Below are 17460 nucleotides of genomic sequence, written 5' to 3'. Positions count from 1 at the left end.
ATTCATTTTTCGACATATATAAGACAGTCGGTATCAAAGTCAAGACAAACGGCATTGTCTCTCTGTATATATTCGGTAATACTGATATATAGAGAGTGATAAAGAATTCACGAAATAAAATATATTATTTTTGAAGTACTTATACAAAAAATATTCAATAAAGGCTTCATTAGCATTAATTTATAAACCATTTTATTTTTTAATATCAACTCTCTACAAGATAGATTTTGTCTTTGGTTTTTAACTCTGACTATTCTGTAAGGGAGTACACATCATGAACCGTATTTATAAAGTCATCTGGAATGAAGCCTTAAGTTGCTTTACCGCAGTCGGTGAGTATGCGAAAGGGCGTGGTAAGTCTTCTAAATCTAGTGTGAGTGCTAACGCTACCATCAATACAACATCCAATCTATCTTCTATTCCTACATTACGCTTGAGCGCGATAGGGCTCGGGCTGCTTGCGGCTGGTTTTGGCATGCAGGCAAATGCAGTAGGTACCTATTTTGCCGGAGATGATCCAGCAGGTGAGATTTATACCAATCCGTTTTATCATCAGACTTTGACCATACAAGGTGGTGAGACGGTTACGGGAGACTCAAATACCAGAAATATCAGTGTCGAGGCTAACAAGCATGATAAAACACTTACGATAAAGCTCGATGAAACGGTCGATTTGGGTGCTGATGGTAGTCTTAAAACAGGTGATACGCTGGTCGATAACTCTGGTATCAAGATAGTAGCTAGTAATCTAATCAATGATGTCATGCTTGGTCATAGTGGGCTAAATAATGGCAATAATAAAATCATAAATGTCGATGATGGTGATATTACAGCAACGAGTAAAGAGGCTGTGAATGGTTCGCAGTTAAATAGCTTAACCAATATAGTTGCAGCTAATAAAACCAAATACTATAGCGTAGACTCAACTGCTAGCGGTAACGAAAATAATGATGGTGCCACAGGCTATAACGCCATAGCTATGGGCGGCAACGCAAAAGCAACTGGCAGTCAAACCATTGCGATTGGTAGCTCGGAATCTGGGCAGCAAACGCTAGCGAGTGGTGAGCAGTCTATTGCTATCGGCGCAAATGTTGTCTCACGAGGTGGCTCTTCTATTGCCATTGGTGGAGACGATCTAAACCTAGCATCGATATACAATCTCGATGGTACTATCACTGACACCACTTTGAATAGTGGGACAGTGAATACCGCCTTTAATGAATATGCTGGTCGAGATTTATTGGATCTAAGCGATCCCTATGCTGGAAATACCGAATCCGGTGGTGCCGCCTCCATAGCAATTGGTGTCAAAGCCCGTACAGAAGGTCATCTTGCGACAGCGATAGGTACACATGCTAGCGCTTCTGCAACTGCTTCATCCGCATTTGGTGTGGCGTCTTCCGCTACTGAAAAAGGCGCGTTGGCGCTTGGTGCAGGTGCTGAATCTGCAACCCAAAATGGCGTAGCACTGGGATCAAAATCTATTGCTAATGTCGCAGGTGGAGCCACTGGATTTGTGCCAATAGGCACTTTACTCATTGATGAAAATGCCATTATTGCAACAAAAAGTGTGACACTCGGCGCTGTATCAGTTGGTACTGGTACAGAGGGTGGCAACCGTCAGATTGTCAACGTTGCAGCGGGTACGAATAATAGTGACGCTGTCAACGTGGCTCAGCTAACGGGGCTGCAAAATGGTATCAATAACGAAATTGCCAAAGGTATCAAAATAGGTGACGGCAATAGCGATAATGATCAGCAGTTTGCATTGGGTGATACTATCAATGTCACAGGTGATAGCAACCTGACTACTATTGCTTCTGAGACTGGCGTCCAGGTTAAGCTAAATAATCAGCTAGACTTAGGGGATGCTGGCAGTATGCAAATAGGCGATAGCATCATAAACAGTAGTGGTGTCAGCTTCTTGGGTGGCAGTACGGTTAGACTAAGTAGCAATGGCCTTAACAATGGTGGTAATCGAATCACCAATGTAGCGGATGGTAGCGCATTAGATGATGCCGTTAATGTTAGTCAGCTTAACAGTTCATCTGCTGCTGCCAGAACCAAAGTTGTGCAAGGAACCAACATATCTAGTGTCGACTTTTCAACTGATGGTATCACAGGTCAAGACGTCTACACAGTCAATGCAAATGCCGTGACTACCTCAGCAGGATCTACAGCCGTCACAGTTACTGCAGGTGACAAAGATATGGCGACTAACACGACTGACTATGCAGTCGACTTGAGTGAAGCCAGTAAAGCCAGCTTAGTGAAAGCTGACAGTGCCATGCAAACGGTCATTGCTCAAATAGATGGTGCTGAGGTAAAAACACTTAATCAAACTGACAACACGGCCAACTTTTTAACAGGCGATAACATCGTTCTTAGTGCTGAGGACGGTGGTATTAAAGTAGCTACAGCAGAAGATGTTGCTTTCACTAGCGTCACTACAGGCGATACACTGCTCGACACAGCTGGTGTGAGTTTCCTTGGTGGCAGTACGGTTATACTAAGTAGCAATGGCCTTAACAATGGTGGTAATCGAATCACCAATGTAGCGGATGGTAGCGCATTAGATGATGCTGTCACTGTTAGTCAGCTTAACAGTTCATCTGCCGCTGCTAAAACAGAGGTTGCCGCAGGTACTAATGTGGCTGATGTTATGAAATCTACGGGTCAGAACGGTCAAGACGTCTATACCGTCAATGCAAATGGCGTGACTACCTCAGCAGGATCTACAGCCGTCACAGTTACTGCAGGTGACAAAGATATGGCGACTAACACGACTGATTATGCAGTCGACTTGAGTGAAGCCAGTAAAGCTAGCTTAGTGAAAGCTGACAGTGCTATGCAGACGGTCATTGCCCAAATAGATGGCGCTGAGGTAAAAACACTTAATCAAACTGACAACACGGCCAACTTTTTAACAGGCGATAACATCGTTCTTAGTGCTGAAGATGGCGGTATTAAAGTAGCTACAGCAGAAGATGTTGCTTTCACTAGCGTCACTACAGGCGATACACTGCTCAACACAGCTGGTGTGAGTTTCCTTAGTGGCAGTACAGTGAGCTTGAGTAGTAGTGGTCTGAATAACGGTGGCAATCAAATTACAAACGTAGATAACGGTGAGGAAGACACAGACGCTGTCAATGTTAGACAGTTAAATGCAACCAATAGCACAGTTGACTTGGGTCTGAACTTTACCGGAGACGATACCGATGTTGTCGTCAATCGAAAATTAGGTCAAACATTGACGATTCAAGGAGGCGCAACAGAATTAACTGAGAACAATATCGGTGTCATCGCTGATGATGAAGGCAATCTAAACGTTAGATTGGCTGAAGATGTAATGCTTGGCAAAAATGGTAGCGTGAGAATGGAAAGTACGGTGGTGAATAATGCTGGCATCACTATCACTGATGGTCCTAATCAGACCATTACGCTTAGTACCGAAGGACTTGATAATGGTAATAATAGAATTATCAAAGTCGCTGAAGGGATTGCACCAAGTGATGCTGTCAACTTTGCACAGCTCACAACGACCAATAACGAAATTGCCAAAGGTATCAAAATAGGTGATGGCAATAGCGACAATGATCAGCAATTTGTATTAGGTGATACTATCAATGTCACAGGTGATAGCAACCTGACTACTGTTGCTTCTGAGACCGGCGTTCAGGTTAAGCTAAATAATCAGCTAGATCTCGGAGATACTGGCAGTATGCAAATAGGCAGTAGCATCATGAACAATGCTGGTGTCAGCTTCCTCGGCGGTAGTACCGTTAAATTAAGCAGCAGTGGTCTGAATAACGGTGGTAATCGAATCACCAATGTAGCGGATGGTAGCGCATTAGATGATGCTGTCACTGTTAGTCAGCTAAATGATGTCACAGAAACTGTCAATCAAGGTTGGGATATTAGTGCACAAGGCAACAGTAATACAGTAAGCAATGTGGGGCCTGGCGGCACCGTTGACTTCAATAGTAAAAATGGCAATATTATTGTTTCTAAAGAAGCAACCAGCAATGATGTCTCATTTGAGCTCAACGACAACTTAGACTTGAATACTGTAACCACTGGTGATACCACCATGAATGACAATGGACTGATCATAGCAGAAGGTCCAAGCATCACGAAAAGTGGCATTGATGCCGCTAATAACAGAATCACCAACGTCCAAAATGGTGAAGTTTCGGCAGAAAGTCAGGATGCCATCAACGGGAGTCAGCTGTATGCACAAGGAAGTGGTATCAGTAGCATTATCGGTGGGGACACTGTCTACAATTCTGAGAGCGGTACGTTCACCAACAGTAATATCGGTGGAACAGGTGAGGGCAATATAGATGGAGCGATTGCCTCTATCAGACAAGGCACTATTGAAATCAATGAAAATGTGCAAGTCAACACCACGAACATTGCCACTAACACTAGCAATATCTCCACCAATACAACCAATATCGCTACGAACACTAGTAATATCACGACCAATACAACTAATATCGCTACCAACACTAGCAATATTATGACCAATACCACGAACATTGAAACCAACACGGACAAGCTTGATGCTGGGCTCAATTTTGGTGCAGACAGTGGTGCTAATATAAATAAGCCAGTCGGAGATGGTAGTGTCCTGAGCTTTACAGGTGGTAACAACATAACCACCACCGCAGAGGGCAGTAGTATCAAGTTTGATTTAAACGGTAACATCAGTGTCGATAGTGTCACAGTGGGGACAACGGTTATCAATAGTAGTGGCATCAGTATGCAAGATGGCCCAAGCATGACTGCTCAAGGACTATATGCTGGTAATCAACGCATAACAGGTGTCGCTGATGGTGTCGAAGCGACAGATGCGGTCAACTACAGTCAACTGAGTGAGCTAGATAGTAGACTAAATAACAATATGAGCGATCTAGGCTATAAAATTGGTGAAGTCGAAGAGAATGCTAACGCTGGTATTTCAGCAGCAATGGCGATGTCTTCATTACCGCAAGCTTATATTGCAGGTAAGTCAATGATTAGTGGTGGTGTCGGTACGTATAATGGAGAAAGTGCGGTTGCTGTTGGTTTCTCCAAGTTATCAAATGATGGTCGTTGGGTCATGAAGATAAATGGTACCGCAGATACTCAGGGCAATGCAGGCGGCGCGATTGGTGCAGGCTTCCATTTTGATTAAAGAGGTCTCTCAATTATGATTGTCAATCAAATATAAAAAAGCAAGACATCGAATGTCTTGCTTTTTTACGGGTACATAATAAGTGTTTTACGAAATTACTAAGCAGTAAATTCTAAGCAATAAAAAGCGCTTGTACCTCACGTTGTACAAGCGCCAGTACCTATTCTAGAAGTCACATTCATATAGTTGAGTTCAAACAATTTCGATACAAGGAAGCCGAGTGCAAACTATACATTAGTATGTTTAGCGAGGATGACAATGTAGCGGACTTGTATGGGTTTGACTATACTCTAAACATCGCAGCGTTCGGTGTTAATCCAACATAGGCCATGCCAGCTTGATTCATCCAATGAGGCTGCACAATGCCGTGTTGCAAAATCGCATGAATGTCTCTATGCGCTCTTTCTATTTTATGTTGTTTATACAATGAAGCAGTGCCAGCAACCGCATAAATTTCAGACACCATCGCTCGAGCTTCTCTGGCAGCCTCACATGATGCTGCCCAAACATCCGCAAGTTGCACATTGGTAAAGGTGTTCTGTTGCTGTGATTCGTTCCATAATGTCTCGACGCTATTATGTAACTGTAAGCGCCTAGATGCTAATAGGGTTTTACTCTTTGCGATGGTAGCTTGTACGGTGGCGCGGTCGCGTAGATCTGGGTTCTTACCAGGCGTGACTCTCTCAAGACACATGTCAATCAAGTCGTCCATTGCCGCTTTTAATACACCTAGAGACATGGCAGCGCAACCTGCTGCATTGATACAACCAATAGGCAGGCGACTATAAGCATTATCGATGGTGACAGGGCTATCAAAACTGACAGCATAAGTTTCTTTTACAAAGGCATCTTTGATGACTATGTCGTGACTGCCTGTGCCATTCAATCCACCAACATGCCATGTATCAATGACTTCTACTTCTGTCTTTGGGATAAAAAACAGTTTTAGATTTGCTCCTGGCCCCAAAGTGGTTGGAGATCCTTCTGAGACCACCAAACAGCGCAGCACAAACCAATCCGCCAATTCACATCCGGATACCAGTGTCCATCGACCAGATACCATATAACCATTATCAACCACTGTGGCAACGCCCTCGGGGCGGGCTGAGTTGGCATAAACGTGGGAGGAGTCGCCGTATATCTCTTTCATACTAGACTCGTCTAAAAACCTGCCAAACGTACACGCTAAATGGTTATTCCAAACGATCCAAGCTACTGAAGCTTCAGCACTGGCTAATCTCTCATACACTTTCAAGGTTTCTACAGGATTGCCTTCCCACCCTCCCAGTGATTTTGGCAAGCCCATTCTAAACAATGCGAATTCTGAAAGCTGCTTGACCACGGTCAGTGCAATTTTTCTAGCGGTTTCCGTGTCTTCTCTAGCGGATACAGCTAATGGGTAAATTTCATTGGCTGCATTAGAGGGTAGAAGGTCTGTCTTGTTTAGCGAAGTGTTATAGTCCATTATCTCCAACCTTTTTTATAATTGATAAAACAGCATAATTATTTATAATCAACAAATTTATATTAATTCTATATTTGATATATAAAGTATTTTATCAAGAATATCCAACAGTTGCTCACTATATAATCAATAATTCGCATATATATCGTATTATATTGAAAGTTGGACCATCAGAGGGGATATAACGATATTGGTTAGCCCTCTTGCTCGACTTATTGAGGCTTTGGTGCATCAGGCTGCTGCATAGGATCTGCGTCTGCAAAGGCTTTTAATGTGCGGCAATGCGCATCAATTTCCATAATATTAGGATAAGCGCTGAGGTCTACTTTGAAGCGGCGAGCAGAAGAAACTTGCGGAATGAGATAGCAGTCTGCAAACGTAGGGCTGTCACCGTAGCAAAATTTTCCACGATTTTTGTCTTTCGCCAGTATTTTTTCCAAAGCGGCAAATCCTTCGCTAATCCAGCGATTGCACCATGCAATTACATCTTCCTCGTCTACCGAAAGCTCATTACGTAAATATTGTAAGATACGGCGGTTATTAAGGGGGTGAATGTCGCAGCCAATCATGGAGCTAATGGCACGTACTTGCATGCGTCCAGCAGCATTATCAGGCAATAATGGCTGCTCAGGGTAGACCTCTTCTAACCATTCCAAGATAGCGGGGCTTTGATAGAGTAATAAATCGTCGGCTTGTAAGACAGGAACCAACCCTTGTGGGTTTAGGAGTTTAAATGCGCTTTCTAATTGTTCGTCTTGAGCCAAGTTGACCGCGATGTAGTCATAATCCAAGCCCTTTAGGTTCATCGCAATACGAGTACGGTAAGAGGTGCTACTACGAAAGTAGCCATAGAGTGCCATCATTATGAATTCCCTTTTATTATGGTATGTTGTGAATGAGATAAGCGGTTATAATTCGTTATAGCATTTTTATTTCATACAATTGAGATAAGTATCTTGATATTCAGTCTTTATTTCAATGATGTTTATTTGAATTAACCCAACAAATCATTAATCGAGCAAGCCATGCCAGCAGCTGAAAACCTTATAGACAAATCTGCTACCACCAATAAAAACCAAGGTGGCGTACAGTCACTTGAGATTGGGCTGTCGATACTAGATGTGCTTATCGACCGCAATGAACCTATGATGCTAAAGGACATCGCTGAAGCCATGCAAATGCATCCAGCAAAGTGTCACCGGTATATGGTTAGCCTCATCCGCAAAAATTACGCTCGGCAGCTAAACGATGGGCGCTATGGACTAGGTATTCGAGTCAATGCACTTAGTCATAACGGGGTCAGTTCAAATAACATCTTGGAGCGACTGACTCATGCGGCCAATGAGATCAAAGATATCCTCAACTGCGGGGTGCAAATTGCCAAATGGTTTAGTGAAGGCCCTATCATTATTCAGTCTGTTGAGCCAGACAGTCCAATCAGTATCATTACTCGCATTGGTTCACGTATGCCACTGACGACGTCGGCGACAGGTCAGCTGTTTGCCAGTTATCAATCTGATGCTATTGTCCAACCACTAGTGATGGCTGAATGGCATACAAGCGATGAAACCGCTAAAGTAGAACAGTGGCGGAATTTCACCCAACTACAAGCCAACATTCGTACTCATGGCTATGCAACTGTCACGGGTGATATGGTGATGGGTATTAATGCTATTACCATTCCTATTATCGTACCTCAGATGACAGGTGATATCGCCAGTCAGTCTACGGTTACTGCTGAATCAGCTACTCAGAGCTTGCCATTAGAGTATGCCATTACGGTCATCGGAACCACAGAGCAGTTACCGATGAGCGAGCAACATAACGTGGTTAAGCAGATACTAGCGATAGCACAGCGTTATCAACTAGCATAGCCAGTATTTTGTGCTATAAGCTAACTGGCTATCGCATCAAAAGATTTATTTTCGAACATCATCTAATGATATTTATCCTCTAAACCATACAGACGCTACTGGCCGCTTTTGCTTTTTCGTATACGTTGTCAGCATCTAGACCAGTCGCATTTACTTCATCAAGGTAATGTTGAGAGCCTTCCATTAATGGACCTCTCCAATTTGGGTCATTAAGTGGATCAGGGATGTCGATCATGATATCGCCTTTTGCTTTGGCAGCGGCCATCGCTTTGGCATTACTTACATCAAACACTTGAGAGATATGTGCTGCCAACTCTGCTCCTGAATTGTCATCAATTACTTTTTTGAGGTCATCAGGCAAACTGTTATATTTATCTTTATTCATACTGATAACAAAAGTGGAATTATAAAAAGGGATGTTGGTGTGTGTATTGATTAACTCATCAAGGCGAAAAGCTTGAATAGGTTGCCAAGTAAAGCTGAGCCCATCAATGACACCGCGCTGAAGAGAGGTGTAAGTATCACTGGCAGGCATGCCGACAGGTGCAGCACCAGTGGCTTCGATGATGTGGCTAGCAACCGCAGAAGGCTGGCGAATACGTAGACCTTTCATATCGGCTGGCGTGCGAATCGGCTTATCAACTGTATGAAGCGCACCTTGACCAGTCCCTATCAAAGCGAGCAAATGAGTGTCTTCGTATTCATCTTTAATGACACCTTCATTATATAGCTTATGAAGTATACAGCTCTGCTGCTGTGCAGTATTTGTGATGCCTGGCAACTCTACGATTTGAGTCAAAGGGAATCGTCCTGCTGTATATCCTTGCGCTTGCATACCAATATCTACACTACCTTTCGCTGTAGCATCATAAGTAGACCCTGGTTTACTGAGCGTCGCAGAAGGGTATATCTCAATCTTTAATCGGCCTTTTGAATCTGCTTCAATTTTCTTTGCCCAAGGTTCCAATGCTTCGGTGTTTATGTTGTCAGTGGCAGTCATAAAATGCGAGAACCGCAACGTTGTCACTTCACCTGCATCTGTAGACGCGCCTGCTGCGTGGTCGTTATTGGAGCAACCAGTCATCGCAAGCGAGGCAGCCAAGAGTATTCCTAGAGGGGTTCTTACTTTCATCATAGAATCCTTTCATGATGGTGAGATATGGTTCGCTACCATTTGCTACCTAGAGCGTGCCGCTAATCATCATTTTTAGGCTTAAAGCGATGATTAACTGATCATGTAAAAAAGTAGTAAACAGAATGATAGGGCAGTTACTCACCGACAGGCGCGATTTCACGTGCTTCAGCCAACTCTTCACTGTGCAAAAACTGCGTATGTGCTGGCGCGCGTTTGGTACGAGACCACTCATCTAGCATGTCTTGCTTGATGGCGTCTGTAATCATCGAGACTTTGTCTTCTGAGGTTGGGTCATCATAGGTCAACTCAAGACGATGCCCATTAGGATCAAAGAAGTAAATAGAGTGAAAGATGCCGTGATTGGTCACGCCAATGACGTCAATGCCACCTTGTTCTAAATGCGCTTTGGCAACTAGCAGCTCATCACGGTCTTTGACCTTTAGAGCCAAGTGTTGCACCCAGTTAGGGGTGTTTGGATCAAAGCCCATTTCAGGTTGATTGGGTACTTCAAAGAAAGCCAATACATTGCCACTACCAGCATTCAAGAAGACATGCATATAGGGGTCAAAGGCTTTGGTTGAAGGCACATGGTCTTCTGCGAATGCTAAGATAAAATCCATATTTAGGTGTTTTTGATACCATTCAACGGTTTCTTTGGCATCTTTGCAGCGATAAGCCACATGATGAATTTTCTCAATTTGAAAGCTCATATCAAACTCCTTTTGATAAGGCGTGTCACTCATTTGGCTTTATTCACATAACTATGAGTAGGTGAATACACTTGTCTTTCTATAAGCCTGCATGAGAATTTTTACGCCTATTTTGCTATTTCTCTGTCTGTATTATTTGATGTATATTATTTTTCAAATGCTATTTATCAAAATCAAAGCTAAGCGCTGGCAATACCTTGCCACACACTTCGCCAAAGCCAACACGGATGCCGTCTTTTTCGCTATAGCCTTTCATAATGACCGTGTCACCATCTTCGATAAAACTGCGCGTCTCGCCGCCTTTTAGCGTGACTGGTTTGGTAGCGTTCCAAGCAATCTCTAGCATCGAGCCATAAGAGTCAGGCGTTGGCCCTGAAATCGTGCCTGAGCCCATCATGTCGCCGACTTCAACTTTGCAGCCAGTGATGGTGTGGTGGGTGAGCTGCTGTGCCATTGACCAGTACATGTATTTAAAATTGGTCTCACAAATGACAGTGGTAGTCTCCGAATTTTCAGGCAGTAATTCAACTGACAGGTGGATATCAAAGCTGTTATCGCTCGCTTTTTCATTTAAATAAGCAAGTGGCTTAGGTTCTTGTGCTGGACAAGCTGTTTTAAACGGTGCCAATGCATCCATCGTGACAATCCAAGGGGAAACCTCAGACGCAAAGGTTTTGGCATTGAATGGACCTAAAGGCACATATTCCCACTTTTGAATATCTCGTGCCGACCAGTCGTTGAGCAGCACCATGCCAAAAATATGATCAGAAGCCTCATCTACGGCGATTGGTTGACCGATATGATTGCCTTTGCCAACGACAAATGCGGTCTCTAGTTCAAAATCCAAACGCTTACAGGCTGAGAAGATAGGGCGGTCATCAGGGTTAGGCTTTAGCTGACCAGATGGACGTACGATATCAGTTCCACTGACGATGACAGTGCTGGCGCGTCCGTTATAACCAACTGGCATTTCGGTCCAGTTAGGTAGCAGGGCGTTGTTTGGGTCACGGAACATGGTGCCGACGTTGGTCGCGTGTTCTTTAGACGAGTAAAAATCGGTAAAACCCGGTACTCGTACAGGTAAGTGCATGGTAACGTCTGCTTGCTTAAACAGCACCTTTTTCTGTAAGTCGGCATTATCACGTAAGGTGTCATTGTCGCTGGAGAGTAGCGTTTGAATGGTTGTACGTGCCTTAGTCCAGTTGTCTCGACCTGAGTCGATAAAAGCATTTAGAGTAGATTGGTTAAAATAAGGACCACCATTCAAACTTAATAGCCCTTCTGTCTCTAATACAGATAAATCAAGCACGTGCTCACCGATAGCAACACCAGCGCGGTGATTGTTATTATCAGCAGCATCTTTGGTATCGCTAAAAATGCCATAAGGAAGATTGTGAATAGAAAAGTCAGAGTCAGCGGCGATATTGATAAATGAGGTGAGAGTATTGTCAATCGTTGACATAGTTTGCTCCTTGCTAATATAAATTATGAATTACGTTATAATTAACTACTTACGTATAATGTAATTTATTGATATATCGATTGCAAGTTTTTTGTGCAATGTCTTTCGTAAAAAGCTTCTTTAAAAAGTTATTACCGTTGTTTTGACTACATGGTCTTGACTAGGGCATGCCCTAAATACTGCACACAAAAAAAGGCTGAGCAATCGCTCAGCCTTTTTATTGGTATCTGTTCTTTACTAGGTTACGTTTTTAATGCGTGATTAAATCAATCTTTTAAGACTTCAACCATTGCATTGGCAACATAATCGATATTGCTGCTGTTCAAGCCCGCAACACACATACGCGAGTTAGATACCATGTAGATACCAAACTTGGTTTGTAGCTGTTCGACTTGCTCAGGAGTGAGGCCAGTAAAGCTGAACATACCGTTTTGATCGGTCAAGTAATCAAAGCTACGACCAGGGATTTTAGCTTCTAATACTGATTTCAGCTTGGTACGCATAGATTTGATACGGTCACGCATCGCGTAAACTTCACCAACCCATTGCTCATGTAACACTTCGTCGTTCATCACGATATCGACGACACGGCCACCATGTGATGGTGGGCTTGAGTAGATACGGCGTACAGTCGCATTTAGCTGACCGAAGACGCGTTTGGCTTCATCTGCTGTTGGGCAAACGACAGATAGACCGCCGACACGCTCACCGTATAGCGATAAGTTTTTAGAGAATGAGTTGCTCACAAACAGTGGCAGACCCATATCTACGGCTTTACGAATAGCGTAAGCATCGCTGTCCATGTCTTCGCCAAAACCTTGGTAAGCAATGTCCATGAATGGAATCAATTCACGAGCTTGGATGACGTTTAGCACGGTATCCCACTGCTCACGGGTCAAATCCATGCCGGTTGGGTTGTGGCAGCAAGGGTGTAGCAAGATGACGTCGTTCTTGTTCAACGTTTCAAAAAACGCAATCATTTCGTCAAATTTGATGCTACTGGTTGTTTTGTCGTAGTACGGATATTTACCGACTTCAACATCAGAGCCTTCAAAGATGGCAATGTGGTTGCCCCACGTTGGATCACTCACGTAGCACTTGGCTTGTGGGAACCAGTCATGCATGAACTCTGCGCCGACTTTCAACGCACCAGAACCGCCGATAGTCGCGATGGTCGCAACCAAATCGTCTTTTAAAATTTGAGCGTCTTTACCAAACAGCAGTTCCTGACAGCCTTTACGGTGTCCTGGTAAGCCGGCCATCGGTAAGTATGGACGAGGAGCTACTGGGTCTGCAATACGCTGCTCAGCGATTTTTACACACTCGAGTACTGGCAATTTGCCATCCTCATCATAATAGACGCCCACGCCTAAATTTACTTTATCTGGATTGTTGTCTGCTGCAAATTTGTCCATCAATCCTAGGATTGGATCACCCGCATAATAATCGATACGTTCAAACATTTTTTTTCCTTACAAGAGATATAAATTGAGGCGTTAAAAAGAATAGAGCAAATTGGCCGTTAACTCAATATCAGATTCAGTTATTCTGGTGAATTTATAAAATAATTAACGAAGGAATGCCCTCAACTCAATCGATGGCCAGCTAAATGAGTTAAAAATGGTCAAATCTTGTCAAACAGCATCAAATAGCCAGTCATCATTTAGATATCATCTGCACTATCTTATCATCTGCCGCCTTACCTTGCTCATTTTCTGAGTCGCCCAACAATACTCAAATACGCTGTAAATCGTTAAAGTGGCTCGAAAAATACGTTTGCAAAAACATCTTAAATGCGATGGTTGCTGGTGACAAAGCACGAGACGCCCGCTGATAGATAAAGAACTGACGCATTCTAACAGGCTGTGCCAGTGGCCGCATCTGTAACCCGTTGGCACTTACCCAGTCGATAACCTCAGGCATGTAGGGCAGGCACAGTGTAATACCAAATCCTTGACGGGTCATCTCAAGCGCCGTGGACATAAAATTGACTTTATAGCGCGCTTGCTGGATATGAGTGGTGATACGCTCATCCAGTTCCGCGGTCACTTGCTTTATAAATGGCCCTTGCAGCGTGATGAGTGGTATGTCTAATAAATCCTGCCATGTAATCTCGGTTTTTTGTGCCAATGCATGGCTATCTGGCATCACCACGCAAAATGGCAACTGATATAACAAATCAGCCCTGATGTCATCCTCCGTCTCCGTAAAGTCAAGCTCGGTACCGACTCCTAAATCTACTTCGATATCTTGGATATGTCTGAGTAAGTTCTCTGCAGAGCAATCCACTAACGACACGCTAATCTCTGGATGCTTTTTGGTAAACTGAGCGATGACTGCTGGCATAGAGGAAGCTGCGAACTGGGAAACGGCCAGTCGCACTTGACCTTGCGCTAAGTTGGTCAAGCTACTCGCTTCATTTTCAAACAGTTGCATCTCATTCAAGATGCGCCGTGCTTGTGGCAATAGATGCCGTCCGACTGCGGACAGAGATAGCTGGCGGGTCGTACGGTCGAATAACACGATACCGAGGCTAGATTCTAATTCTTTGATCAAACCACTAACGGCAGATTGGGTCAAATGCATCTGATCGCTGGCCCGAGTGAAACTGCCGTTGTCAGCGACTTGGATAAATGCGGTGAGTTGGCGAATGCTGATATTCATAAGTAAACCTGATAAATAAATCATAAAAAACAATTAGTCTTATAAATAAAGCTAATCTAATATAAATACAACGTCAACAATAAAGATTGATTACCAATCGTTTTATCGTATTTTTACCACCAATTAAAATTAAGGATGATTACAATGGCCGATTTATTTGAAAACCCAATGGGACTAAATGGGTTTGATTTTGTTGAATTCGCCTCGCCTAAACCAGACTCTGTCGATGCACTATTTAAACAGCTTGGCTTTGCCCATGTGGCCAATCACCGTTCAAAAGATGTGGCACTCTACCGTCAAGGTGACATCAATCTTATCCTAAATCGTGAACCAAAAAGCCAAGCCAGTTACTTCGTTGAAGAACATGGCGCTGGCGCTTGTAGCATGGGCTTTCGGGTACAAGATTCCAAAAAAGCTTACGAGCGTGCTATCGAGATGGGCGCGCAACCAGTAGAGGTGCCAACTGGTGTGATGGAGCTGAGACTGCCAGCAATTAAGGGCATCGGCGGCTCACTGATTTATTTGATTGACCGTTATAAAGATAGTGAATCTATCTATGACGTCGACTTTGAGTTTTTTGCAGAGGTTGACAGACGTCCTGTCGGATATGGCTTCAAAGTCATCGATCATTTAACCCATAACGTTTACCGTGGTCGTATGGCCTATTGGGCCAACTTCTATGAGCGCATCTTTAATTTCCGTGAGATTCGCTACTTTGATATCAAAGGCGAGTACACGGGATTGACCAGTAAAGCCATGACCGCACCTGATGGCAAAATCCGTATTCCGTTAAATGAAGAAGCCAAGCAGGGCGGTGGCCAAATCGAAGAATACTTGATGCATTTCAATGGCGAAGGTATTCAGCATATTGCTCTGGCCAGCGATGACTTGTTTGCCAGTATCGATAAACTAAAAGCGGCTGGTATTTCACTCATGACCGCACCAAACGCTACTTACTATGACATGTTGAGCGAACGCTTACCAAACCACGGTGAAAATGTGGCTGAATTGCAAATGCGCGGTATCTTATTAGACGGGACAACGGAAGGCGGCGCACCGCGTCTACTGCTACAGATTTTCTCTGAAACCATCTTAGGTAGCCCAGTATTCTTCGAGTTCATCCAACGTAAAGGTGATTATGCAGACGGCTTTGGTGAAGGTAACTTTAAAGCACTGTTTGAGTCGATAGAACGCGATCAAGTACGTCGCGGCACAGTTGCAGTTGGTCAACCAGAGACTGAAACACCATAAAATCACGCTACACTCAAAAATTCAACAACTGGACAAGACAAAAGGAGTTTGGCTTGTCCTCAAGGACTCTTCAATAGGTACGTTACTCAAAAGCACGAGTACAAATATCACAAGTGTAAAGGTAATGTACGGATTGCGATAAAAGGAATACAGGCATGGAACGCCTATCATATACAGCTTCTCTCAATACAGCTCCTCTCAATACAGCCATCGGTACCAATAGCGTTGTGATTAATAAGCAAAGCGACGATGCGCCCAGTCGTCCTAACGCGACGAACAAAAAACAGCCGTATATCTCGCACCAGCCAGATAGTAATGGTCATATTCACTACAGTGATGATGAGCATGCGATGTGGCAAGCGTTGCTAGCGCGTCAAGCTCAGCATATACCCAATCGCGCTTGTCCTGCATATCTAGAGGGTTTGAACAAATTAAACTTACCGACCACACGTATTCCTCAGCTACGAGATATTGACGAGGTATTACAAGCCACTACAGGTTGGCAGACAGCTGCTGTGCCTGCGCTCATCAGCTTTGGTAAGTTTTTTAAACTGCTGGCTAATAAATCCTTTCCGGTTGCAACCTTTATCCGTCGATTTGATGATATGGACTATATTGAAGAGCCTGATATCTTTCACGAAATTGTCGGACATTGCCCGCTGCTGACCCATCCTGCGTTTGCGACCTTTAATGAGACGTATGGCAAGCTAGGTCTTAATGCCAGTAAGGAAGAAAGGTGGTTTTTGGCACGGCTCTATTGGTTTACCATCGAGTTCGGTCTGGTCGGAAAAACTCAAGAGAATCGCCGGATCTATGGCGGCGGCATCTTAAGTTCACCCTCTGAAACGGTTTATGCGCTTAGAGAGCATTCTGCTCAGCAAGGTGAAAGCCCGCATCAAGTAGAGCATCAACCAGAGCAGCGTGCGTTTGATTTACTTGATGTACTCCGCACCCCTTATCGTATCGATCATATCCAACCGATTTACTATGTGATTGATAATTTGGATATTCTATTTGACATCGTCGATAGCGATATCATGGGAGTGGTTAAAAAGGCCATGTCAATGGGTCTGTTTGAGCCAAGTTATCCTATAAAAAATGCCTGATTGATTATGGCGTTAAGGATAGCTTTTGTACGATATAACATGCAGTAGTGAAGTATAAGCGTCAACATGGACGTACATTTATCTATCAACGAATATAAAAGGACATAATAATGACGACATTATCACAAGACAGTTGCGAAGCCTGCCGTATCGGCGCACCGAAAGTCGACGATGCTGAGGCGCGTGAGCTGTTACAGCAGATTCCTAGTTGGTCGCTGATTGAAGTAGAGGGTATCAAGCAATTACAACGTCAATATAAATTCAAAAACTTCGTCACGGCAATGGCATTTGCCAATCAGTTGGCAGACATCGCTGAAGCAGAAGGGCATCATCCGGGCATGCTGGTAGAGTGGGGCAAGGTGACCGTCACTTGGTGGTCGCATAGTATCAAAGGTCTACATCGCAATGATTTTGTCATGGCGGCTAAGACCGATCGCTTGCTAGATCAAGCGTAAAACGACTTGTCAATTCGAAAATTAAATTTAACTGGCAACATAAGGATGTGTGATGCCTCCAAGTATTCTCACCCATATCTCTCCTCAGCAAGCCTTCATCATATCAGCCATCGTCATCGCCATCATGGGTATCACCATGATCGGCTTTGGCTGGGTGCC

General features: G+C 43.8%; 12 protein-coding genes. 5 read left to right on the top strand and 7 right to left on the bottom strand.

The features are described from left to right. The first annotated feature begins 274 nt into the window (after positions 1 to 274). Entirely contained in the window at positions 275 to 5179 is a 4905-nt protein-coding gene (locus tag I6E61_RS08580) for a YadA-like family protein (RefSeq protein WP_197133248.1), read from the top strand. Positions 5180 to 5462: 283 nt separating this feature from the next. Here I6E61_RS08580 and I6E61_RS08575 read toward each other — a convergent pair whose 3' ends face one another. Both I6E61_RS08575 and maiA read right to left on the bottom strand, forming a co-directional pair. Further along, positions 5463 to 6644 carry an acyl-CoA dehydrogenase family protein gene (locus tag I6E61_RS08575; protein WP_197133245.1) on the bottom strand — a complete coding sequence of 394 codons (1182 nt, stop codon included), beginning with the start codon at positions 6642 to 6644 and terminating at the stop codon, positions 5463 to 5465. A gap of 212 nt (positions 6645 to 6856) precedes the next feature. Beyond that, positions 6857 to 7504, bottom strand: a complete 648-nt coding sequence (gene maiA, locus I6E61_RS08570; protein WP_197133911.1) for a maleylacetoacetate isomerase — start codon at positions 7502 to 7504, stop codon at positions 6857 to 6859. A 165-nt stretch (positions 7505 to 7669) separates the two neighbouring features. On the opposite strand from maiA, the gene I6E61_RS08565 reads away from it, so the two are divergent. After that, positions 7670 to 8518, top strand: a complete 849-nt coding sequence (locus tag I6E61_RS08565; RefSeq protein ID WP_197133242.1) for an IclR family transcriptional regulator — start codon at positions 7670 to 7672, stop codon at positions 8516 to 8518. 79 nt (positions 8519 to 8597) lie between these two features. On the opposite strand, the gene I6E61_RS08560 is transcribed toward I6E61_RS08565, so the two are convergent. The 5 genes from I6E61_RS08560 to I6E61_RS08540 all read right to left on the bottom strand — a co-directional run bounded on the left by I6E61_RS08560 (position 8598) and on the right by I6E61_RS08540 (position 14489). Next, positions 8598 to 9650 (bottom strand): TRAP transporter substrate-binding protein, encoded by a 1053-nt coding sequence (locus I6E61_RS08560; RefSeq protein WP_197133239.1) that lies wholly within the window; start codon positions 9648 to 9650, stop codon positions 8598 to 8600. Positions 9651 to 9787: 137 nt separating this feature from the next. Then, positions 9788 to 10363: a VOC family protein gene (locus I6E61_RS08555; protein WP_197133236.1), complete on the bottom strand. Its 576-nt coding sequence runs from the start codon at positions 10361 to 10363 to the stop codon at positions 9788 to 9790. A gap of 160 nt (positions 10364 to 10523) precedes the next feature. Next, positions 10524 to 11825 carry a fumarylacetoacetase gene (fahA, locus tag I6E61_RS08550; RefSeq protein WP_227685743.1) on the bottom strand — a complete coding sequence of 434 codons (1302 nt, stop codon included), beginning with the start codon at positions 11823 to 11825 and terminating at the stop codon, positions 10524 to 10526. A gap of 266 nt (positions 11826 to 12091) precedes the next feature. Beyond that, positions 12092 to 13288: an amino acid aminotransferase gene (locus I6E61_RS08545; protein WP_197133234.1), complete on the bottom strand. Its 1197-nt coding sequence runs from the start codon at positions 13286 to 13288 to the stop codon at positions 12092 to 12094. A 271-nt stretch (positions 13289 to 13559) separates the two neighbouring features. Next, the gene (locus tag I6E61_RS08540) at positions 13560 to 14489 is read right to left on the bottom strand and encodes a LysR family transcriptional regulator (RefSeq protein WP_194197599.1); all 930 of its coding nucleotides are present in this window, start codon (positions 14487 to 14489) and stop codon (positions 13560 to 13562) included. A 144-nt stretch (positions 14490 to 14633) separates the two neighbouring features. Between I6E61_RS08540 and hppD the strand changes: the two genes are divergently transcribed. The 3 genes from hppD (at position 14634) to I6E61_RS08525 (ending at position 17301) form a co-directional block, all read left to right on the top strand. Further along, complete coding sequence (gene hppD / locus I6E61_RS08535) at positions 14634 to 15740, top strand: 4-hydroxyphenylpyruvate dioxygenase (RefSeq protein ID WP_197133232.1); 1107 nt, start codon at positions 14634 to 14636, stop codon at positions 15738 to 15740. A 155-nt stretch (positions 15741 to 15895) separates the two neighbouring features. Then, a complete protein-coding gene (phhA, locus tag I6E61_RS08530) occupies positions 15896 to 16846 on the top strand; it encodes a phenylalanine 4-monooxygenase (RefSeq protein ID WP_197133230.1) in 951 nt (316 codons plus the stop codon). 110 nt (positions 16847 to 16956) lie between these two features. Next, complete coding sequence (locus I6E61_RS08525) at positions 16957 to 17301, top strand: 4a-hydroxytetrahydrobiopterin dehydratase (protein ID WP_197133228.1); 345 nt, start codon at positions 16957 to 16959, stop codon at positions 17299 to 17301. The last annotated feature ends 159 nt before the right edge of the window (positions 17302 to 17460 follow it).

Source organism: Psychrobacter sp. NZS113, assembly GCF_015864825.1.
In the GTDB taxonomy this organism is placed as follows: domain Bacteria; phylum Pseudomonadota; class Gammaproteobacteria; order Pseudomonadales; family Moraxellaceae; genus Psychrobacter.
The sequence above is the reverse complement of the archived record's forward strand: the minus strand, read 5'-3'. Positions and strand labels throughout refer to the sequence as shown.

Bases quoted from the DNA above. Each gene is read 5' to 3' on its own strand.
- I6E61_RS08580 (WP_197133248.1), top strand. From the start codon at position 275: ATGAACCGTATTTATAAAGTCATCTGGAATGAAGCCTTAAGTTGCTTT.
- I6E61_RS08575 (WP_197133245.1), bottom strand. From the start codon at position 6,644: ATGGACTATAACACTTCGCTAAACAAGACAGACCTTCTACCCTCTAAT.
- maiA (WP_197133911.1), bottom strand. From the start codon at position 7,504: ATGGCACTCTATGGCTACTTTCGTAGTAGCACCTCTTACCGTACTCGT.
- I6E61_RS08565 (WP_197133242.1), top strand. From the start codon at position 7,670: ATGCCAGCAGCTGAAAACCTTATAGACAAATCTGCTACCACCAATAAA.
- I6E61_RS08560 (WP_197133239.1), bottom strand. From the start codon at position 9,650: ATGAAAGTAAGAACCCCTCTAGGAATACTCTTGGCTGCCTCGCTTGCG.
- I6E61_RS08555 (WP_197133236.1), bottom strand. From the start codon at position 10,363: ATGAGCTTTCAAATTGAGAAAATTCATCATGTGGCTTATCGCTGCAAA.
- fahA (WP_227685743.1), bottom strand. From the start codon at position 11,825: ATGTCAACGATTGACAATACTCTCACCTCATTTATCAATATCGCCGCT.
- I6E61_RS08545 (WP_197133234.1), bottom strand. From the start codon at position 13,288: ATGTTTGAACGTATCGATTATTATGCGGGTGATCCAATCCTAGGATTG.
- I6E61_RS08540 (WP_194197599.1), bottom strand. From the start codon at position 14,489: ATGAATATCAGCATTCGCCAACTCACCGCATTTATCCAAGTCGCTGAC.
- hppD (WP_197133232.1), top strand. From the start codon at position 14,634: ATGGCCGATTTATTTGAAAACCCAATGGGACTAAATGGGTTTGATTTT.
- phhA (WP_197133230.1), top strand. From the start codon at position 15,896: ATGGAACGCCTATCATATACAGCTTCTCTCAATACAGCTCCTCTCAAT.
- I6E61_RS08525 (WP_197133228.1), top strand. From the start codon at position 16,957: ATGACGACATTATCACAAGACAGTTGCGAAGCCTGCCGTATCGGCGCA.